We start from the raw sequence: 19,816 nt of genomic DNA on the forward strand, positions 1-19,816 counted from the left end.
AAAGTCTGTAAAGTCCGCCGACTTCTGGACTTTCCGACTTTTCGACTTATTAGACTTTATGACTTAAAAGACTTCGTTGTCTTTGACTTGTTGCAGCAGGTTGTAGGCGGTCATGTCGTACTGTATGGGCGTCAGCGAGGCATAGCCCCTCTCGAGCACGTTGACGTCGATGTCCTCGCCCTCCTCCAGCAGCTCCATGCGGCCGGTGAGCCAGTAGTAGGACCGGTTGTTGGGGTCCACGCGTCCCTCGAATTCCTCCACGTAGCGGCTGTTGGCCTGCCGCGCCCAAAGTATGCCCTTCAGGGGACCCGGAGGTACGTTCAGGTTGAGGGTGATGCCGCGGGGCAGTCCCTGGTTCAGAATATAACGGATCACCTTGCCGGCCGCCTCGCGGGCGCCGGAGAGGTTGGCCTCCTCCCCGTAGTCGGTGCAGCTGACGGCCAGGGAGGGATAGCCCAGGATAGTGCCTTCGGTGGCGGCGCTGACCGTTCCCGAATAGAGAATGTTGATGCCGGCGTTGCTGCCGTGGTTGATGCCGCTGACCACCAGGTCGGGCTTGCGTTGCATGAGCTGGTCGTGGGCCAGCTTCACCGAGTCGGCCGGCGTGCCGGTGACCGCCTGCCCGTGGAAGCGCCCGTCAATCTGGAAGGAGCGCGAGCGCAGGGGCGTACTCACGGTAACGGCGTGTCCCACAGCGCTCTGCTGGCGGTCGGGGGCGATAATCTCCACCTGGCCGTATTGGTCGGCAACCTCGGCCAGGGCCTTGATGCCGGGAGAGAAGATGCCGTCGTCGTTGCAGACCAGGATGACGGGTTCTTGGGGACTGCTCATGTCAGGATCCGTATTGCTCGTTTTCGTTGGGGAAGTCGCCGCTCCTGATGTCGGCGATATAGTGTCGAATGGCCTCATCCATGCGGTCTTCCAGGTCGGCGTAGCGTCTCAGGAAACGGGGCTTGAACTCCTTGTTGAGTCCCAGCATATCGTGGGTGACCAGCACCTGGCCGTCGCACTGCGGACCGGCCCCGATACCGATGGTGGGGATGTCAAGCTCGCGGCTCACCCGGGCGGCCAGCTCGGCCGGGATCTTTTCGAGGACCAGCGAGAAGCAGCCCGCCTGCTCCAGCCGTCGGGCGTCCTCCAGCAGGGCGTCGGCCTCGTCCTGCGCGGTGGCGCGCACCTTGTACGTTCCGAACTGGTAAATACTCTGCGGGGTGAGTCCAAGATGGCCCATCACGGGAATGCCGGCATCCACGATCCTGCCTACGGTCTCAGCCACGGTCCTTCCCCCCTCCAGCTTGACGCCGTGCACGCCGGCCTCCTTCATCATGCGTCCCGCGCTGGTGAGCGCCTCCCTGGCCGTCACCTGGTAGCTCATGAAGGGCAGGTCGGCGATAATCAGGGCGGTATCCACTCCGCGAACCACGCAGGAGGCGTGATAGATCATCTGGTCCAGGGTCATCGGAACGGTGGTCTCGTGCCCGGCCATGACATTGGCCGCGGAGTCGCCCACCAGGATGATCTCGATGCCCGCACGGTCGACGATGCGCGCCATGGTATAGTCGTAGGCCGTAAGCATGGAAATCTTTTCGCCCTTCGCCTTCATGTCCACCACGGTCTGGGTGGTCACCTTGGCGGGACGTTCGCTGCCGGTCTCGGTACTCATAGCTTTTCGCCCTTGGGAACGATGGCCGCGGAGGCTTCCAGTTCGGAGACCACCTCGCCGTCCACGGTGGCCTTGCCTTCCATGGTGACAAAATTGCGGCGCTTGTTCAGCAACCTGACCTCCATGCGGAGCTGGTCGCCGGGCACGACCGACTTGCGGAATTTGGCCTTGTTGATACCGGTAAATACCACCAGGGTCTCCTCGCGGTCGTCTACATGGCTGTACATGAGCATGATGCAGGCGCTCTGCGCCATGGCCTCGACCTGCAGCACGCCCGGCATCATGGGAGCGCCGGGAAAGTGCCCATTGAAAAATTCCTCGTTTACCGTAACGTTCTTGATGGAAAGGATGCGGTCCGTCTCCAGTTCCAGTACGCGATCCACCAGCAGAAAGGGGTACCGGTGGGGAATAATTTTCTTTATCTCTTCAATTTCCAGCTGTTCCATATGCGGGGTTATGTAATCTCGGGATAAAGCTGCAATATAAGAATTATCCGACGCTCCCCACATAGATCCAGGCGATGCCGCCGGTGAGCTTCTCCATGTGGATGTCGATATAGGAATCAGCCCGGCGCATCAGCTCTGCAAAACGTTCGCCTGCCGGGAATTCAGCGCTGGTGCGCGGCAGGTAGGCATAGGCCTCCCGGTTACCGCTTATCCAGCCGCCCACGGCGGGCATGATGTACTGGCTGTAGAGTTCGTAGGGCCACCTGAGCAGTCCGCGGGGCTGGCCGAACTCCAGCACCACCACGCGTCCCCCGGGCCTGACCACGCGTGCCATTTCACGCAGCCCGCGAACGGGGTCATCTACGTTGCGGATGCCGAAGGCGATGCTGGCGATGTGGAAACGATCGTCCTCGTAGGGAAGATCGAGGGCGTCGGCCACCTCGAACGCCACCTCCAGGTTGCGTGAACGCGCTTTTTGGGGGGCCTTCTCGATCATGGCCTCACAGAAATCGGTGCCCAGCACGTAGCCATTGGGACCCACCTTCTCCTTGAATTCGAGGGCCAGGTCGCCGGTGCCGGTGGCGCAGTCTAGTACGGCGTCGCCGGCGCCCGCGCCGCTCAGGCGCACCGCGCGGTCCCGCCAGGCATGGTGGACTCCAAAGGAAAGAATGGAGTTCACCCGGTCGTAATCGTCCGCGATATCGGCGAACATCCGGCGTACCTTTTCACTCATGCGAAGGGTGGCTTTGTGCGGGGATTGCGTTGCTGGAAGCCTGCCAAGATACGTAAAAAATCACGGATCCGAGGGAGAGTTGCTCCGGGTGCCGAAGGCGGCCTCCTTCAGGCGCTCCTCCATGTTCTGCACGCGGTCCGGGGCCACGTCTTCGTGGATGGCGTGGCGGATGATGACCATCCGCAGCACGCGGTCGTTAAGGGTGAGGCCGTCTCCCCGGCACAGTCCCAGCGCTTTCCAGAGCCTTTCGAGCAGGCGGAGCTTGGAGACGAAAAAGAAAAGCAGTCCCAGCGCGAGTCCCGTAAAAGCTCCCTGCCAGGCCAGCAGGCTGAGGGCCACCAAGGATACCAGCATCTGGTAGCCGTCGGAGTTGATCACCCGCAGGGTGCTCCCCAGGTTGCGGATCACGAAGGCGCTTTTGGCGGCGTACCAGATCCCGTGAAAGAGCACAGCCGCTCCCAGGGCGATCCAGGGGTTCACCAGCAGAAGAAGAACCATAAGAAGGGTGATGGAGAGTCCCTCGGTGCTCTGCACCCAGGCCTGGGCCTCGCTGATGAGTTCTTCCAGGCTGCGTATTTCCAGCAGCTCGGGTACATAGTCGCGCAGCTTTTCCGAGGAGGTGAAAAACCACTCGCCGCGGCGCGTCACTATTCCCAGTTTGGTTTCCACAAAGAGCTGGTCGGTACCCCTCGTACGGTGCTTAAACATCATGTCATGCGTTCGGTTCGTTGGTTTGATCGCTGGAGGCGCCCGGGCTTATGCCCGCGCTACGGTAACCACGGCCGTCTGCCTCGCACCCGCCTTCAAAAGGCAGGTCGAGAGGGAGAAAGCAGTGGCCCCCGTGGTAAACACGTCGTCTACCAATAACACCGTCCGGCCCCTCAGCAATTCCGGGCGGCGCACATCGAAGGCCTGTTCCAGGTTGGAGATTCGCTCGGGCAGGGTCATGCCGGTCTGGGAACGCGTATTCCGGGTACGCCTGACCGTTTCCGGGTCCGCCACGGGCAGTGCCCATGTCCGCTGCATCCCCCGGGCGATACGCTCGGCCTGGTTGTAGCCGCGCAGCCGGAGACGCGCCGGGTGCAGGGGTACGGGGAGCAGCAGCAGACGGGAGGGATTGAGACGGCGGAGTACCGAATGAGGCCGGAGACGATGGGCCAGCCGCTCGCCAAACTGGCACGCAACCCCCTCCATACCCCCGTACTTGACCCGGTATAGCAGCTCCTGGAGACTTCCCCCCTTGTCATATTTCCACAAGGCGTAGCGCAGGATCACCCCCTCCGGCAGGAAGTCGCCCACGGTTCCCCGTGCCACGTCCGGATCGGCCTCTTCGAAACGGTCTTCCAGGCAGAAGGGGCAGACGGGCTGCCGGCGGGAAACCGGCTCCCGCCAGCAGCAGACACATATGTCGGGAAAGAGGACCGCCGCGGGTCCACGCAGCCATGTACGGTTCATATCCAACTGATCCCAGGCAGGCCATCTCCTTACGGCAGCGGCATGCAAAAAATTTTTGGCAACGGTATTATTTATTTAGATTTACCCACCGGATCGGCCGGCATCGGGCACGCCGGCTCCCGCGCTCCATACCGCTAACCCACTGAGATGCCTATCATGCCGTCCCTAGGAAACGATCTTGCGCTCATCCGAAAACATCGCGGGCTGAGCCTGGAGGACGTGCGCAACGCCACAAAAATTCCTCCCCATATCCTCTCCTCCATCGAGGACGACTCGCTGTTCGGCGATATGGAGGAGCACAAGACCTACCTGCGCAGTTACGTGCGCAGTTACGCCAAGGCCCTCCGGATCGACGAAGAGACCATCTTGGAAGCCCTCGACCGCCAGGAGGAGGGACGCTACGAGGGTCTGCTGCAGAAAAAGGAAAAGTCGATCAAGGGTCCCCGATTCCAGCTCGACGAGGAGGACGCCGGGGAGCATGCGGAAGAGGCTGGCGACTCGACTGAGGTGGAGCGGAAGGCGCAGGATGAACAACAGCAGGCAGACGGAGAAGACGAGACGGCGGACGAGGAGGCGGACAGGCGCGGAGATATGGTTCATGACCACGCGCCGAAAAGGCACCGGAAGGCCTCCCCACTCCCAGAGACGTCCTCCCGCACGGCCCCGGCCGCCGGTGAAAAAGAGAATAAGAATGAGGATACAAGCGAAGGCGAGGCCACGGGCGCCGAATCCCCAAGCCGCGTACCTCCCCCGCCCGATGTGACGTCGGTGGACTGGGCCGATATGGGTAAGAAATTCACGCCCCTTCAATCTCGTCCCCGCCTCTGGATCGGCCTGATCATCGCCGCCGTGATCCTGGCAGCCGCGGCGGCCTGGTACATCTGGGGAGCGGGAGGCAATGCCGGCGGAGAGGAGCAGGACAACGGCGGACAGCAGCCCACCTCCGAACAGCAGGCCGCCCTCACCCCCGACTCCCTGCAGCTCGACCTGAGCCAGGAGCCCGCCGGTGCGGCCGGCGATCCGGGCGAGGGCTCCCTGGGGTCGCTGGAGCAGGAGGCCGAGTCGCTGCCGGACACCCTGGTGCTGGCCATCTATGCGGCCTACGGACAACTGGAGCCGGTGCGGGTCTACTCCGACGTGATGAACGCCACCAACCCCTACTGGATCGAGCAGGGGGAGGCTTTCACCTTTGCTTTCGTCGAAGAAATCTACATACGCGGGCAGTTCAGCCAGATGGAGCTGCTGATGAACGGTCACCCCATACCCGATTTCCGCAACGCTTTTTACAATTCCGACACCGGCATGCTGGAGATACACAGAGACTGGTTCGGACAGGACCCCATCTGGCTCCAGCCCCCGCCCGATTCCCTGGAGATGGATGCCCCTCCCCCCGACACCATCCGTGAACGCCCAACCTTCAACTAGGCAGCAGCATGACCCGTGAAGAAGCCCGGGAGCGCGTGGAGGAACTGCGCGAGCTCCTGCAGCGCGCCAACCAGGCCTATTACCAGGACGCGCAGCCATTCATTTCCGACCGAGAATTTGACGAGCGTCTCCGAGAGCTGAAGGAACTTGAGGAGGCCTGGGACCTGGGGCATCCCGACTCGCCCACCCGCCGCGTGGGCGGGGAACCCTCCAGCGAGTTCGAGACGGTCACCCATCCCGTGCCCATGCTCAGTCTCGATAATACCTACAACGAGGAGGAGCTGAACGATTTCGACCGGCGGGTGCGCGACCGGCTGGGCCACGGCGACTTCACCTACCTGGCGGAGCTCAAGTTCGACGGGGCCTCCATCCGCCTTCGTTACGAGGACGGAGAGCTTGCCCTGGGCGCCACCCGCGGCGACGGGGAACGGGGCGACGACATCACCCGCAACCTGCGTACGGTGGGCGATATCCCCCTGCGCCTGGAGGGCAGCCCGCCCCCGGTGGTGGAAGTGCGCGGGGAGGCCTACATGGAAAAAGAGGCCTTCGCACGCTTGAACGCACACCGTGAGGAGGAGGGACACGAGCCTTTCGCCAATCCCCGCAACTCCACGGCGGGCACCCTCAAGATGCAGGACCCCCGCGAGGTGGCGCGCCGCCCCATACGCTTTTTCGCCTTCGACCTGATCGTCGAAGAGCCCGGACCGGAGCTCACCCAGCGCCGCAAGCTGGAAATGCTCAGGGAAATGGGACTGCCGGCCTGCGGGGAATACCGCGAATGCGACGCAATTGAGCAGGTGCACGAGCAGATCGGCCGCTGGCGCGAGGTACGCCACGAGTTCCCCTTCGAGACTGACGGCGCCGTGGTGAAGGTGAACGAGGAGCGCTATCGCGAGCCGCTGGGACGTACCTCCAAGTCGCCGCGATGGGCCATCGCCTACAAATTCGAGGCCGAGCAAGCGGATACCACACTGCGCTCCATCACCCTGCAGGTGGGACGCCTGGGCAAGATTACCCCGGTGGCGGAACTGGAACCGGTGGAGCTGGCCGGCACCGTGGTTCGGCGGGCTTCCCTCCACAACGAGGACGAGATTCACCGCAAGGACATTCGATCCGGCGACCGCGTGACCGTGGAGAAGGCGGGCGACATCATACCGCAGGTGCTGGGCGTAGTCGACCCTGGCCGGGAGGACCGCGGGGCCCGTTTCGAGATGCCCGCCGACTGCCCGGAGTGCGGGGAGGAGCTGGTAAAACCGGAAGGGGAAGTGGCCTGGCGCTGCGTTAACGGGGAGTGTCCCCCGCAGATCCGCCACCGCATCGAGCACTTCGCCTCCCGCGACGCCATGGACATCGAGGGACTGGGCGAGGCGGTGGTGGACCAGCTCGTGAGCGAGGGCCTGGTGCGCACCTACGCCGACCTCTACGAGCTGCGCGCCGAACAGCTGGTCCCCCTGGAGCGCATGGCCGAGACCAGCGCCCGGAACCTGATCGACGCCATCGAGGCGAGCAAGGGGCGTAACCTGGACCGCCTCATCTACGCACTGGGCATCCGCTTCGTGGGCCGCACGGTGGCCCGCGACCTGGCCCGCGCCCTGGGCGGCATGGATGCGCTTATGAAGGCCGGAGAGGAGCGCCTGAGCGACATCGACGCGGTGGGACCCAAAATCGCAGCATCGGTGGTCACCTTCTTCTCGCAGGAGAAAAACCGGCGCATGGTGGAGACCCTCCGCGCGCACGGACTTACCTTCGAAATGGAGCGCCGCGAGGACGCAACCGACAGGCTGGAGGGCGCCAAATTCGTGCTCACCGGCTCCCTGCCCCATCTCACCCGCAAGGAGGCAACCCGGCTGATTGAGGACCACGGGGGCACCACCGTCTCTTCGGTCAGCGGCAATGCCGATTACCTGCTGGCCGGAAAATCCCCGGGCAGCAAGTACGGGAAGGCGCAGGAGCTGGACATTCCCGTCCTCGACGAGAGGGCCTTCTTCGAACTCCTTGGACAGGAACCCCCGGGGGACTGAACTTCCTTCCGGCATGGCCAGGGCGCATGCGTTTGTGTATGAAGCCGGAGCTTGGTATCATTTTCCCATGCAAGGGCGCGAATGGGCATGCTGAGGCCGTACGGCCGCTCCCGCGCCACCATCAACACTTTCTGCAGTAATTTTTTATGGGACTACTCGAAAAATTGGGTCTCGGCCAGAAAAAACGGCACGGGGCGCCCGTCATCGGGGAAAAGAAGAAGCAGCGCGAGGAGAGTTCCTCTCTGCGCTACAACAACTACGTCCGCGCTCTTATCCTGCTAGGTTTCCTGGTACTTCTGGTGGTCTCCATCCCCCAGAGCTCCTTCCGCGACTCCACCAATTACGCCATCGGCGAACCATGGCGTGGGGAAGACCTGACAGCCCCCTTCGATTTTGCCATCAACAAAACCCAACAGGAGATCGAGCAGGAGCGCCAGGCCATACGCCAGAGTACCCCGCCCATCTTCCACCGCAACACCGGGGCCGCCTCCGACCTTCAAAGCCGGATCGACTCGGTGTTCCGGCGCATGGAGCCGGTATTGGAACGCTACCACACCTGGCGCGAGACGGACCGCCAGCAAGACAGCCTGCAATTCGTGCAGGCCCGCGATGCCTCCGGGCTGGGCCTTTCGGACTCCTCCTGGCGTCCCCTGCTTGAGAACTACCACCGGGTGGTCTCCCCCGATCTCACCCCCAACACCCGCTCCGCCCCGGCCGACGCCTTCATCGGCAATGAACTTCGCCAGCGCATGCAGAGCCTGATGGACGAGCTGCTGGAGGACGGCGTGATAAACATCGCCAAGAGCGAGATTTCCACCAACGAGATCACCGTGCGCAACCTGCAGGACCGTACCGAACGCACTCTCAACCTGGGCAACGTCCGCGACCTGCAGGAGGCGCGCAGCTACGCCGGCGACCGCTTCTCACGCTTCTATTACGAGGACATCGCCCGTGCCGCCAACGATATCTTCGCCCGGGTGCTGCAGCCCAACCTGGTCTACAATACCGAGGAGACCAACACGCGGATCGAAGAGGCCATCGCCAACATTTCAACCACCCGCGGGGCGGTGACCGAGGGCGAGGTAATCATACGGCGCGGGGACATCATCACCCAGGAGCGCTACAGCAGGTTGCAAAGCCTTGCTGAGGCGCGTTCACGCACCGCCACCACCATGGAGCGCTGGCTGCGCTACGGCGGGGAGATCCTGGCAGTGGTAGCCATCATTACCATCTTTTTCTTCTACCTCTACCTCTACCGACGAAGCATTTTCGAGGACAACTCCATGCTGCTGCTGGTTACCATCGCTATGGGACTCATCTGCGTGGGAAGTTCCATAGCCTACAGCATCGAGGGCATCTCGGCCTACATCGTGCCGGTGGCTGTGGCCCCCATCATCCTTACCATCATCTTCGATTCGCGGGTGGGACTGATTTCCACCATTACCCTGGCCCTGCTGACCGGACTGATCAACGGCAACAACTTCGAGTACGTGACCGCCACCACCGTGGCCTGCAGCCTGGGGCTTTTCTCGGTGCGCGACATCAAGAAGCGCTCGCAGTTCTTCTTCACTACCCCCGGCATCGTCTTCGCCAGCTACACCCTGGTCATCCTCAGCTTCAGCATGACCTCCTTCCAGGGCTGGGACGCCTTGCTGGACATCCTCTTCTATGTGGGTATCAACGCCATCTTCATCCTCTTTACGTATCCCCTGATCCTGCTCTTCGAGAAGGCTTTCAAGGTGACGACCGACTTCACGCTGCTTGAGCTCAGCGACACCAATCTGCCGATGCTCAAGGAGCTGATGACCCGCGCACCCGGCACCTTCCACCACAGCCTGCAGGTCTCCAACATGGCCGAAGCCGCGGCTGGGTCCATAGGCGCCAACGGGCTGCTCTGCCGCGTGGGCGCGCTCTACCACGACATCGGCAAGATGGAAAACCCCGGCTATTACTCCGAAAACCAGGTGGGCACCAACGAGCACGACAAGCTCAAACCACGCATGAGCGCCCTGGTCATCAAGGCGCACGTCAGCAACGGCGTAAAAATGGCGCGCGAACACGGGCTGCCCGAAGTGATCATCGACTTCATCAAGACCCACCACGGAACCTCCCTCATCAAGTATTTCTACGACAAGGGCAAAAAGAACGCCGACCAGGAGAAGGACGAAATACGCGAAGAGGACTTCCGCTACGACGGTCCCCTCCCCCGCACCAAGGAGACCGGCATCCTGCTGCTGGCCGACGGCATCGAGGCGGCCTCCCGCGCCATGAAGGATCCCAATTACCAGAAGCTGGAAAGCCTGATCTCGAAGATGATAGACGAGCGGGTCTACGAGGGACAGCTCAGCATGACCCCCCTCACCTTCCAGGACCTGCGAAACATCAGGGAGACCTTCCTGAACATCCTGATGGGCATCTACCACAGCCGCGTGGAGTATCCCGACGACAAGAAGGAGGAGAAAGAGCAGAAAGACGGAAGCGGACGCATACGGGGACGCAAGGAGGGCCCGGCCGTTGAGAAAGCGCCCCTGGGCGAGGAAACACAGCAGGACGGGGAGGGTCCCCAGGTAAACGAATACTACAACTCCTGATCCAGCATGCACTTTGACCGGGAACTGGATCGCTATCTGCAGTTTGTAAGGCTTGAAAAAGGGCTGAGCGACCATTCGGTCAACGCCTACGAAAACGACCTGCGCCGATACCTGCGCTTCGTGGCACAGGACCTGCGCATACGCGACCTGGGCGGCATCACCCTCCAGCACATCGAGGAATACCTGGAAGAGCTCTCCGCCATGGACCTGTCGGCCAGCACCATCGCCCGCAATGTCTCCAGCATCCGCAGTTTTCACGAATTCGCCGCGGTGGAGTCGCTAGCCCCCGCCAATCCCGCCGAGATGGTGGACCTGCCCAAGAAGGCGCGCAATCTCCCCGAAGTGCTCAATCCCACCGAAATCGAGCGCATGCTGGAGGTGCCCGACCGGGAAAGCGACGCCGGGGTTCGCGACGCCGCCATCATGGAGACCCTCTACGCCACCGGCATGCGGGTGAGTGAGCTTACAGGACTGCAGACCGACAACCTCTACTTTGAGATCGGATTCATCCGCGTCATTGGCAAGGGCAACAAGGAGCGGCTGGTACCCGTGGGGGAGATCGCCCAAGGCGCCCTGGAACGCTACATGGAGGGCCCGCGTCCGCGTTTCATGAGCGATAAAAATCCCGCCAAAGCCAAAAACCGGGTCTTCCTCAACCAGCGCGGCGGTCCCCTGACGCGCATGAGCGTCTGGAATATCGTCAACGACGCAGCCGAACGCGCCGGCATCAAAAAAAACGTCTATCCCCACATCTTCCGCCATTCCTTTGCAACCCACCTGCTGGAGGGGGGCGCCGACCTGCGCGCCGTGCAGGAGATGCTGGGCCATGCCTCCATCATCACCACGGAAATCTACACCCACGTTGACCGCACGCTGCTGCACCAGGTGCACAAGGAATTTCATCCCAGGTCCTGAGCGGCGGCATGCCCCGGGACGACTAACGCCGCTACGCCTTTTTTTCTATATTCCACAGCGCACGAACCTCGCAACAACGGTCCAACCCCCATGAAATCATTCTTCCGCTCCGCCATCGCCCTGCTGCTTCTGCTTACCCTGGCCGTGGAGACCGTCCAGAGCCAGGTGGGATGGACCAAGTCCTATGAGCGCGCGGCTGTGGTCACCGCCGAGCGGCACGCCTCCGAAATCGGCCGTGAGATTCTGCGCAGCGGGGGCAACGCCGTCGACGCCGCCGTGGCCGTGCAGTTTGCGCTGGCGGTCACCCTCCCCCGGGCCGGCAACATCGGGGGGGGCGGCTTCATGGTCATTCACCTGGCCGACGGCACCGATACGGCCCTGGACTACCGCGAGAAGGCGCCCTTGGGTGCCGGACCTGACATGTACCTGCGCGACGGGGAGTACATACCCGAACTGAGCAGGGAAGGCGCCCTGGCGGTGGGTGTGCCCGGAGTGGTGGACGGCATGGTGCGCGCCCTGCAGCGCCACGGCCGTCTGCCGCTGGAAATGGTGATGGCTCCCGCCGTCAAACTGGCGCGCGAAGGCTACCGCCTCTCCCTCACCCAGGCCGAGGATCTTAACAACCACGCCGACGCCTTCCGCAACTACGCCGCCAGCGAGGAGTATTTCACCCGTTCCGACGGGCGCCCCTGGCGGGAAGGCGACCTCTTTGTGCAGGAAGACCTGGCTCGTACCCTGGAGCGCATTGCGCGGCAGGGACGCGAGGGCTTCTACGCCGGGGAGACGGCCGAAATGATCGTCCGCGAGATGGAAAAACAGGAGGGGCTCATCACCCGCCGCGATCTTCGGGAGTACCGAAGTGTATGGCGGGAGCCGGTGACGGCCGAATGGAACGGCTACCGGCTGCACGTGATGCCGCCCCCCAGCAGCGGCAGCATCGCCATCGCCCAGATCCTCACCATGCTGGAACCCTACGACCTGCAGGATATGGGCTTTAATTCCGCCCGCTACGTGCACCTGCTTACCGAGACCATGAGGCGCGCCTTTGCCGACCGTTCCTACTTCCTGGGCGACCCGGACTACGTGGACATCCCCCGGCAGGAACTGCTCAGCGAGGAGTACAACCGCGGGCGCATGGCCTCCTACGACCCCGACGCGGCCACCTCAAGCAATGAGATCGGCCACGGGGAGGTAGCCGGCTTTGAAGAGTCGCGGGAAACCACCCACTTTTCGGTGGTGGACAGCGCGGGCAACGCCGTGGGCGTCACCACCACCCTCAACGGCTCCTTCGGGAGCCACGTGTCGGTAGGCGGGGCCGGCTTCGCCCTCAACAACGAAATGGACGACTTCACCGCCAAGCCGGGCGAACCCAACATGTTCGGGCTCATCCAGGGCGAGGCCAACGCCGTGGAGCCGGGCAAGCGCATGCTCAGCAGCATGTCGCCCACCGTGGTGACCCGCGGCGGGCAGGTGCGCGCCGTGCTCGGCGCCGCCGGAGGCCCGCGCATCATCACGGCAACACTGCAGAGTTTCCTGAACATGGCGGTCTTCGGCATGAACGCCCAGGAAGCCATCTCGGCGCCCCGTTTTCACCATCAGTGGCTGCCTGACAACCTCTACTACGAAGAATACGGGCTCAGCCCCGACACCCGGGAGATCCTGCTGGGTATGGGACACAACCTGCAGGCTACCGGCGGGGTGGGACGCGGACATATTATCTGGGTGGACGGGGAGGGACGCCGACACGGGGCCGCCGACCCGCGGGGTGACGGCTACACTATGGGTTATTAAAGTCTTTAAAGTCGGAAAGTCTTAAAGTCGGGAAGTCGGAAAGTCATAAAGTCTGGATGTTATGAGTGATAGTGAAGGTGCCATACAGTCAATTGAATGGAGAGAGGACCATCTCCGCATTATCGACCAGACCTACCTCCCCAAGCGCGAGGTCTACAGTGACATCAGGGACGTGGGCAGAGTCTGGGAGTCCATCAAAAAACTGCGCGTGCGCGGCGCCCCCGCCATCGGCATCGCCGCCGCCTACGGACTCTACATGGGCATCAGGGAACTGCCGGAGAGCTCCTTTGAGAGCTTCTGGGTGGAGGTGGAGCGCGTGGCCGAGTACCTGGTGAGCGCGCGTCCCACGGCCGTGAACCTCAAATGGGCCGTCGACCGCATCAAGACCACCATACTGGCGCACAAGGACAAACCCATTCCCGAAATCAAGGAGATCGTCCTGAAGACCGCCAAGACCATCCACGCCGAAGACAAGCGCACCTGCAAAACCATTGGCGAGGAGGGCGCCGTTCTGGTGGAGAAAGGCGCGAAGATCCTCACCCACTGCAACACCGGCAGCCTGGCCACCGGACAGTACGGCACGGCCCTTTCGGTCATTTTCCATGCCCATGAGGAGGGCAAGGAGATCCAGGTCTGGGTGGACGAGACGCGTCCCCTCATGCAGGGTTCCCGTCTGACAGCCTGGGAACTGATGAACGCGGAGATCCCCATGAAGATCATCACCGATTCCGCCGCGGGCTCCCTCATGCGCCGGGGCGAAGTGGACCTGGTGGTGGTGGGCACTGACCGGGTGGCCGCCAACGGCGATACCGCCAACAAGATCGGCACCTATCCCCTGGCGGTGCTGGCCAAGGAGAACGGTATTCCCTTCTACGTGGCCGTGCCGCTTTCGACCATCGACATGGAACTGGCCACCGGCGACGACATACCCATCGAGGAGCGCGAGGACGAGGAGATCACCACCTTCAGCGGCAGCCGCGTGGCGCCCGACAAGGCCGAAACCTACAACCCCGCCTTCGATGTGACGCCGCACCGCTACATCACGGGCTTCATCACCGAAAAAGGCATCGTCAAGCCCCCCTTCGACGATAACCTTAAAAAAGTCTTCAAGTCTTAAAGTCTAATAAGTCGGGAAGTCATAAAGTCTGAAAGTCCACCGACTTCTCGACTTTTCGACTTTTCGACTTTTCGACTTTAAAGACCTTGGGTGACTTTCAGTCACCCAAACAAATGCCTACATCGCGCGCCGTCTGCACAATGTCGCTGTCCAGTTGGACCTGCTTCATCTTGCCGGCCACGCTGTCGATGGGGATGCGGGCCATCTTGTTGTCCCTCAGCGTCACCAGCTTGTTGTAGTCCCCATCCTGCACGCAGCGCACCGCCGCGGCGCCGAATCGCAGGGAGATCAGCCGGTCATAGGTGGTGGGCGATCCTCCGCGCTGCAGGTGTCCCAGCACCACCGAGCGCGACTCCTGTCCCGTGCGCTCGGTCAGCTCCGCCGCCACCTCCCCGCCGATGCCCCCCAGGCGTACCTGCTGGCCGGCGGACTTGCCCTTGGTGACCAGCTCGCCTCCCTCCGGCTTGGCCCCCTCGGCGACTACCACCATGGTGTACTCCTTCCCCTTGGAGCGGCGCTCCTCGATCTTCTCGACGATGGGTTCGTAGCGGAAGGGGATCTCCGGCAGCAGGATCACGTCAGCCGTGGAGGCCAGTCCCGAGTAGAGGGCGATCCAGCCGGCGTAGCGCCCCATCACCTCCACCACCATGATGCGCTGGTGGGACTCGGCGGTAGTGGTGATGCGGTCGATGGCTTCCGTGGCGATGCTGCGCGCGGTGTCGAATCCCAGGCTGACGTCGCATCCCCAGATGTCGTTGTCGATGGTCTTGGGCACTCCCACGATGTTCAGACCTTTCTGCACCAGCTGGTGGGCGATGTGCATGGAGCCGTCCCCGCCGATGGCGATGAGAGCGTCGATGCCGTGATCCTGGAAGGTCTCCACCAGCCGGTCGGAGACGTCCCGGGTACCCTCCGTGCCGTCCTCGCGGCGGTAGGGCATGTCGAAGGGGTTGCCCCGGTTGGCGGTACCCAGGATGGTGCCTCCCTGCATGGTGATGCCGCGCACGGACTGCTCGTCCAGCTGCACGAAGGGTTCGTCGGTGTAGATGGAGCCGTAGCCGTTGCGGATGCCGCAGACCTCCCAGCCGCGCTTGAGGGCGGCCAGGGTGGCGGCGCGAATGGCGGCATTCAGGCCGGGGGCGTCCCCCCCTCCCGTATTGATGGCGATGCGCATGTCAGGCCTCCTCCAGCTCTTCGCCCTGCATGCGGAAAACCTCTTCGGCCTCCTCGATTCCAAGTCCCCTCCGCAGCAGCACCGGCGACTCCCCGGTCAGGTCCACGATGGTGGTTTCCCGGGTGGGCAGCTCCTGCTGGTTGTCGATGATGACATCGACCAGCTTCTCGAATTCCCTGAGGAAGGGCTCCCGCTCAAAATCCGGGAGGTCTTCGTCGCCCAGTCCCTCTTTCTTGGCCGTGATGGCCAACATGGGCCGACCCGTCTCGCGCACCAGTCCCTCGCAGATGGGGTACTCAGGCACGCGGATGCCCACCGTCTTCTTCCTGGGATGCACCAGCAGTTTGGGCACCTCCTTGGTGGCGGGCAGGATAAAGGTAAAGGGACCCGGGATAAGGCGTTTTATCAGCTTGAAGTTGCGGTCCGAGACATGCGCAAAGGTGGCCACATTCGACATCGACGCGCAGAGGATGGAGAGGTGGTCGTCATCCCCCATCTGTCGGATCCTGCGTATGCGCTCGATGCCCTTTTTGTTCTTGTAGTCACATCCCAGGGCGTACCGGCTGTCGGTGGGAAAGAGCAGCACCGCCCCGTTGCGGATCTGGTCGGAGAGTTCAAAAAGTCGTTTTACGTGGGGATTTTCGGGGTTCAGCTTGACTCGTTCGGCCATAAAGAGCTCCTTGTTTGTGTGGGGTTGAAATTCACGCTGGAAGGCTTCACTATCGTCGTACGGGTAAAAGAGAGGAATGATCCCGACCGAATCGTTGTGTAGATAACAGCATGCGAAAGAGGGGGAGAAGAGACATGGATCATACGTTTGAATTCACGGCTACCTTCCGTTAATTAATAACCCACATTCGCCAAGCATAGTCAAGACGCAACCAACCGAAACGACAAAAGTTACCGCTATGGACACCTCCGTTGAAGCCTACTGGCTGGGTCACTCGGCCTTCCAGTTCGTCAGTTCCCAGGGACACAAAATCCTGGTGGATCCCTTCCTGACGAACAATCCCACAACGCCCGAGAATTGGAAAGAGCCCTCGGATGTGGACTACATCCTGCTGACCCACGGTCATGAGGACCACGTGGGCGACACCCTCGAAATCGCCGAGCGCACCGGCTGCCCGGTACTCGCCAACGTCGAGTTGTCGGGCCTGCTCAAAAAACACGGGCTCGCCGAAGACCAGGCGATGGAATTCAACAAGGGCGGCACCGTCCACTTCGACGACTTCAGCGTGACCCTGGTGTCGGCCAACCACAGCTCCTCCTTCGGGGGCGAGTACGCAGGCGACCCCGGCGGACTGGTCATCACCTTCGACGATATCACAATCTACCACCTGGGCGACACCAACATCTTCTACGACCTGGAGCTCTACGGCGAACTCTACGAGCCCGACCTGGTCTGCGTGCCCATGGGCGACCACTACACCATGGGGCCGGCCGAGGCCGCCATGGCCTGCGACTTCATCCAGGCCGACTACGCCGTGCCCATACACTACGGCACCTTCCCGCCGCTGACCGGCACGCCCGAGGAATTCCGCCGGCAGACGGAAGAACTCACCGACACCAAGGTGTGGATTCCCGAGGCGGGCGAAAATTTCCTAGTCTGACCGGCCGCGGCCTTGTCCACACCATCCGCCCATATCGTCGACGACCCCGCCATCCCCCGGGCGGTGGAGCCGCAGCCCGTACCGCAGGACGCGACCCTGGATCATCCCTCGCTCTATCTGAACCGGGAGCTGGGCTGGCTTGATTTCAACTGGCGCGTACTCTACCAGGCCATGGACCCGAGGATGCCCCTGCTGGAGCGGGTGCGTTTCGCGGCCATCACCTCCAGCAACCTGGATGAGTTCATCCAGAAGCGGGTCGGGGGACTCAAGCGGCAGGAGGCGGCCGGAGTCTTCGACCTGAGTCCCGACGGGCGCACCCCCCGCAACCAGATCGAACTGGTCCAGGGCAAGGCCTCCGAGATGCAGGAGCGCATTTCCGAGGTATGGAACCGGGAACTTCGTCCGGCCCTCGAGGAGCAGGCCTCCCTTACCATTTCGGGCTACGATGAGCTCGAGGAGGAGCAGATACGCCGCCTGGACGACTACTTCCTCGACCATATCTATCCCACCCTCACCCCCCTGGCGGTGGATCCCGGCCATCCCTTCCCCTTCATCTCCAACCTGAGCCTCTCCCTGGCGGTAAAGCTGCGACCGAAAGACCGCGACGCCTTCCGTTTTGCCCGCGTCAAGGTGCCCACCAACCAGCCGCGATGGCTTACCGTGCAGGGCAGCTCGTGGACCTGGCACTATGTGCCCATTGAGGAGGTGATCCGCCGCAACGTGCATCGCCTCTTTCCAGGCATGCACGTCGAGAGCACCTGCGTGTTCCGCATCACCCGCAACGCCGACCTGCGCCGCAACGAGGAGGAGGCCGAAGACCTGCTCTCGATGATCTCCGAGGAGCTGCGCGAGCGGCGCTTCGCCGAGGTGGTGCGCATGGAAATCGAAAGCGACGTGGACCGCGAGGTGCTTAACCTCCTCAGGAACGAGCTGAAACTGGACGAAGCTGACATCACCCGCGTGGACGGCCTGCTGGACCTCACCGCCTGCTTCCGGCTGGCCAACAAGAACCTGCCCGGCCTGCGCTTCCCCTCCTGGAATCCCGTGGTGCCCAAGGCGCTCTGGCACGAGGGAGAGTCCGGGGACGACCGGAGCATCTTTGACATCATCCGCAAGGGGGACCTCCTGGTGCACCATCCTTACGAGTCCTTTTCAGCCAGCGTGCGCCGCCTCATCGAGGAGGCGGCCGACGACCCCGACGTGCTGGCCATCAAGCTGACGCTCTACCGCACCTCCGAAAACTCGCCCATCGTAAAGGCGCTGGTGCGCGCCGCCGAAAAGGGTAAGCAGGTGGCGGTGCTGGTGGAGGTCAAGGCGCGCTTTGACGAGGCCAGCAACATCGAGTGGGGCAAGATGCTTGAAAACGCCGGGGTTCACGTTGCCTACGGGCTGGTGGGACTGAAAACCCACGCCAAGGTGGCTCTGATCGTGCGCCGCGAAGGCGAGCGCCACGTCACCTACTGCCACCTGGGCACCGGCAACTACCACGTGCAGACGGCCGAGATCTACACCGACCTCGGGCTGCTGACCAACGATCCGGAGATGGGACGCGACGTGACCAACCTCTTTCACTACCTGACCGGCTACGCACCCGAACAGACCTACGAGAAGCTGCTGGTGGCCCCCCGGTACCTGCGCGCCTCCCTCTACGAACACATACAGCAGGAGACCAGGCGGGCCGAGACGGGCGGGGAGGGACGTATCATCGCCAAGATGAACGCCCTGGACGATGTGGGCATCATCCGCAACCTTTACGAGGCCTCGCGGGCCGGGGTGGAGATCGATCTTATCGTTCGGGGCCACGCCCGCCTGCGTCCAGGACTGGAGGGCTACAGCGAAAATATCCGCCTTATCAGCATTATCGGACGCTTCCTGGAGCACGACCGCATCTTCTGGTTCGGCAACGGCGGAGATCCCAGGATCTTCATCGGAAGCGGCGACTGGCGCTACCGCAACCTGAACGAGCGTGTGGAGGCCGTGGTGCCCATTACCCTCCCCGCCCTCAAGAAGCGCCTCACCGCCATCCTGAAGAAGGCGCTGCAGGACAACCGGCTGGCCTGGGAGATGGACGGCGACGGCGGCTATACCCTGCGCCGGCCGGCCGAGGGGGAGAAAGAGCGCAACTTCCACCGCATGATGATGAAGAGCGCCCGCAAGCGCGCCGGGCTGGACGCCTCCTACCTGTAACCGCCGTTCATGCCCTGCCTATACGTAGGCGTTGAGAATAAAAAAGATGAGCACGCCGGTTACCGATACGTAGAGCCAGACCGGCAGGGTGACCCGGGAGACCTTGCGGTGCGTCGACAGCCGGCCCGAAAAGGCCAGCCAGAAGGAGGTGAGGATCATCGGGACCACCGCGGCCGACAGAATGATATGGGATACCAGGATGAAGAAGTAGACCGGGCGGATCCACCCCTCCCCGGGAAAAGGCGTGCTCCCGTGAAAATTGTGGTAGATCACGTAGCTAACCAGGAAGAGCGTGGAGGTGAGAAAGGCGGTAAGGTTGTAGCGCATGTGCCTGCCGAATTGCCGCCGGCGGATGGCGCGGTAGCCGAATACCAGCAGCACGGCGCTGCAAAAATTCAGCAGGGCGTTGAGCGCGGGCAGGTTTTCGATGAGCGCGGAGCTGTAGTCGCTGCCCCCCTTGAAGTAGATCAGCCAAACCAGGAAAGCCACGGCGCCCCCGCTGACCAGGCCGATTACGCCCAGGGCGCGCGCCGGGCTCAGGTCACGGAGCAGGTCCAGGGTAAAGGCGTCGTCGTAGGTGTTATCGCTCATGATCGTAAATCTGACATGGGTCCGGTGAAGGCACACAAAATAAGCACTTCGAACCACCAAATCTTCCGCCGGCGGGAATCGTTCCGGGCCCGGCTGC

General features: G+C 62.5%; 17 protein-coding genes. 8 read left to right on the forward strand and 9 right to left on the reverse strand.

Features of this window, described 5'->3' with window-relative positions:
- Positions 1 to 63: 63 nt before the first annotated feature.
- From surE to U5K31_04575, 6 genes are read right to left on the reverse strand one after another with little or no spacing between them, the layout of a single operon-like run.
- A complete protein-coding gene (gene surE / locus U5K31_04550; protein ID MDZ7771996.1) occupies positions 64 to 831 on the reverse strand; it encodes a 5'/3'-nucleotidase SurE in 768 nt (255 codons plus the stop codon).
- 1 nt (position 832) lies between these two features.
- Positions 833 to 1,663 carry a 3-methyl-2-oxobutanoate hydroxymethyltransferase gene (gene panB, locus U5K31_04555; protein MDZ7771997.1) on the reverse strand — a complete coding sequence of 277 codons (831 nt, stop codon included), beginning with the start codon at positions 1,661 to 1,663 and terminating at the stop codon, positions 833 to 835.
- The gene (gene fabZ, locus U5K31_04560) at positions 1,660 to 2,109 is read right to left on the reverse strand and encodes a 3-hydroxyacyl-ACP dehydratase FabZ (GenBank protein ID MDZ7771998.1); all 450 of its coding nucleotides are present in this window, start codon (positions 2,107 to 2,109) and stop codon (positions 1,660 to 1,662) included. The genes panB and fabZ overlap by 4 nt, the downstream gene beginning before the upstream one ends.
- A gap of 43 nt (positions 2,110 to 2,152) precedes the next feature.
- Positions 2,153 to 2,842, reverse strand: coding sequence for a bifunctional demethylmenaquinone methyltransferase/2-methoxy-6-polyprenyl-1,4-benzoquinol methylase UbiE (gene ubiE / locus U5K31_04565; protein MDZ7771999.1), 690 nt, complete (start codon positions 2,840 to 2,842; stop codon positions 2,153 to 2,155).
- Between the two features lie 60 nt (positions 2,843 to 2,902).
- Positions 2,903 to 3,553, reverse strand: a complete 651-nt coding sequence (locus U5K31_04570; protein ID MDZ7772000.1) for a hypothetical protein — start codon at positions 3,551 to 3,553, stop codon at positions 2,903 to 2,905.
- 45 nt (positions 3,554 to 3,598) lie between these two features.
- Positions 3,599 to 4,297 carry a ComF family protein gene (locus tag U5K31_04575; protein MDZ7772001.1) on the reverse strand — a complete coding sequence of 233 codons (699 nt, stop codon included), beginning with the start codon at positions 4,295 to 4,297 and terminating at the stop codon, positions 3,599 to 3,601.
- Between the two features lie 156 nt (positions 4,298 to 4,453).
- On the opposite strand from U5K31_04575, the gene U5K31_04580 reads away from it, so the two are divergent.
- The 6 genes from U5K31_04580 (at position 4,454) to mtnA (ending at position 14,157) form a co-directional block, all read left to right on the forward strand.
- A complete protein-coding gene (locus U5K31_04580; protein ID MDZ7772002.1) occupies positions 4,454 to 5,722 on the forward strand; it encodes a helix-turn-helix domain-containing protein in 1,269 nt (422 codons plus the stop codon).
- Between the two features lie 8 nt (positions 5,723 to 5,730).
- The gene (gene ligA, locus U5K31_04585; protein MDZ7772003.1) at positions 5,731 to 7,743 is read left to right on the forward strand and encodes an NAD-dependent DNA ligase LigA; all 2,013 of its coding nucleotides are present in this window, start codon (positions 5,731 to 5,733) and stop codon (positions 7,741 to 7,743) included.
- Positions 7,744 to 7,889: 146 nt separating this feature from the next.
- The gene (locus U5K31_04590; protein MDZ7772004.1) at positions 7,890 to 10,334 is read left to right on the forward strand and encodes an HDIG domain-containing protein; all 2,445 of its coding nucleotides are present in this window, start codon (positions 7,890 to 7,892) and stop codon (positions 10,332 to 10,334) included.
- Positions 10,335 to 10,340: 6 nt separating this feature from the next.
- Complete coding sequence (xerD, locus tag U5K31_04595; GenBank protein MDZ7772005.1) at positions 10,341 to 11,249, forward strand: site-specific tyrosine recombinase XerD; 909 nt, start codon at positions 10,341 to 10,343, stop codon at positions 11,247 to 11,249.
- A 90-nt stretch (positions 11,250 to 11,339) separates the two neighbouring features.
- Positions 11,340 to 13,040: a gamma-glutamyltransferase gene (ggt, locus tag U5K31_04600; GenBank protein ID MDZ7772006.1), complete on the forward strand. Its 1,701-nt coding sequence runs from the start codon at positions 11,340 to 11,342 to the stop codon at positions 13,038 to 13,040.
- A 61-nt stretch (positions 13,041 to 13,101) separates the two neighbouring features.
- Positions 13,102 to 14,157, forward strand: a complete 1,056-nt coding sequence (mtnA, locus tag U5K31_04605) for an S-methyl-5-thioribose-1-phosphate isomerase (protein ID MDZ7772007.1) — start codon at positions 13,102 to 13,104, stop codon at positions 14,155 to 14,157.
- Between the two features lie 97 nt (positions 14,158 to 14,254).
- Here the strand turns inward: mtnA and U5K31_04610 are convergent, their stop codons facing one another.
- Positions 14,255 to 15,331: an ATP-dependent 6-phosphofructokinase gene (locus U5K31_04610; GenBank protein ID MDZ7772008.1), complete on the reverse strand. Its 1,077-nt coding sequence runs from the start codon at positions 15,329 to 15,331 to the stop codon at positions 14,255 to 14,257.
- Between the two features lies 1 nt (position 15,332).
- Complete coding sequence (locus tag U5K31_04615) at positions 15,333 to 16,001, reverse strand: L-threonylcarbamoyladenylate synthase (protein ID MDZ7772009.1); 669 nt, start codon at positions 15,999 to 16,001, stop codon at positions 15,333 to 15,335.
- A 238-nt stretch (positions 16,002 to 16,239) separates the two neighbouring features.
- Here U5K31_04615 and U5K31_04620 point away from each other — a divergent pair, with 238 nt between their 5' ends.
- Both U5K31_04620 and ppk1 read left to right on the forward strand, forming a co-directional pair.
- A complete protein-coding gene (locus U5K31_04620) occupies positions 16,240 to 16,941 on the forward strand; it encodes a metal-dependent hydrolase (protein ID MDZ7772010.1) in 702 nt (233 codons plus the stop codon).
- Between the two features lie 12 nt (positions 16,942 to 16,953).
- Positions 16,954 to 19,128, forward strand: a complete 2,175-nt coding sequence (ppk1, locus tag U5K31_04625) for a polyphosphate kinase 1 (protein ID MDZ7772011.1) — start codon at positions 16,954 to 16,956, stop codon at positions 19,126 to 19,128.
- Positions 19,129 to 19,146: 18 nt separating this feature from the next.
- On the opposite strand, the gene U5K31_04630 is transcribed toward ppk1, so the two are convergent.
- Positions 19,147 to 19,719: a DUF420 domain-containing protein gene (locus U5K31_04630; protein MDZ7772012.1), complete on the reverse strand. Its 573-nt coding sequence runs from the start codon at positions 19,717 to 19,719 to the stop codon at positions 19,147 to 19,149.
- Between the last annotated feature and the right edge of the window lie 97 nt (positions 19,720 to 19,816).

The organism is Balneolaceae bacterium (assembly GCA_034521445.1).
GTDB lineage: Bacteria > Bacteroidota > Rhodothermia > Balneolales > Balneolaceae > JAXHMM01.

Bases quoted from the DNA above. Each gene is read 5' to 3' on its own strand.
- surE (MDZ7771996.1), bottom strand. From the start codon at position 831: ATGAGCAGTCCCCAAGAACCCGTCATCCTGGTCTGCAACGACGACGGC.
- panB (MDZ7771997.1), bottom strand. From the start codon at position 1,663: ATGAGTACCGAGACCGGCAGCGAACGTCCCGCCAAGGTGACCACCCAG.
- fabZ (MDZ7771998.1), bottom strand. From the start codon at position 2,109: ATGGAACAGCTGGAAATTGAAGAGATAAAGAAAATTATTCCCCACCGG.
- ubiE (MDZ7771999.1), bottom strand. From the start codon at position 2,842: ATGAGTGAAAAGGTACGCCGGATGTTCGCCGATATCGCGGACGATTAC.
- U5K31_04570 (MDZ7772000.1), bottom strand. From the start codon at position 3,553: ATGATGTTTAAGCACCGTACGAGGGGTACCGACCAGCTCTTTGTGGAA.
- U5K31_04575 (MDZ7772001.1), bottom strand. From the start codon at position 4,297: ATGAACCGTACATGGCTGCGTGGACCCGCGGCGGTCCTCTTTCCCGAC.
- U5K31_04580 (MDZ7772002.1), top strand. From the start codon at position 4,454: ATGCCGTCCCTAGGAAACGATCTTGCGCTCATCCGAAAACATCGCGGG.
- ligA (MDZ7772003.1), top strand. From the start codon at position 5,731: ATGACCCGTGAAGAAGCCCGGGAGCGCGTGGAGGAACTGCGCGAGCTC.
- U5K31_04590 (MDZ7772004.1), top strand. From the start codon at position 7,890: ATGGGACTACTCGAAAAATTGGGTCTCGGCCAGAAAAAACGGCACGGG.
- xerD (MDZ7772005.1), top strand. From the start codon at position 10,341: ATGCACTTTGACCGGGAACTGGATCGCTATCTGCAGTTTGTAAGGCTT.
- ggt (MDZ7772006.1), top strand. From the start codon at position 11,340: ATGAAATCATTCTTCCGCTCCGCCATCGCCCTGCTGCTTCTGCTTACC.
- mtnA (MDZ7772007.1), top strand. From the start codon at position 13,102: ATGAGTGATAGTGAAGGTGCCATACAGTCAATTGAATGGAGAGAGGAC.
- U5K31_04610 (MDZ7772008.1), bottom strand. From the start codon at position 15,331: ATGCGCATCGCCATCAATACGGGAGGGGGGGACGCCCCCGGCCTGAAT.
- U5K31_04615 (MDZ7772009.1), bottom strand. From the start codon at position 16,001: ATGGCCGAACGAGTCAAGCTGAACCCCGAAAATCCCCACGTAAAACGA.
- U5K31_04620 (MDZ7772010.1), top strand. From the start codon at position 16,240: ATGGACACCTCCGTTGAAGCCTACTGGCTGGGTCACTCGGCCTTCCAG.
- U5K31_04630 (MDZ7772012.1), bottom strand. From the start codon at position 19,719: ATGAGCGATAACACCTACGACGACGCCTTTACCCTGGACCTGCTCCGT.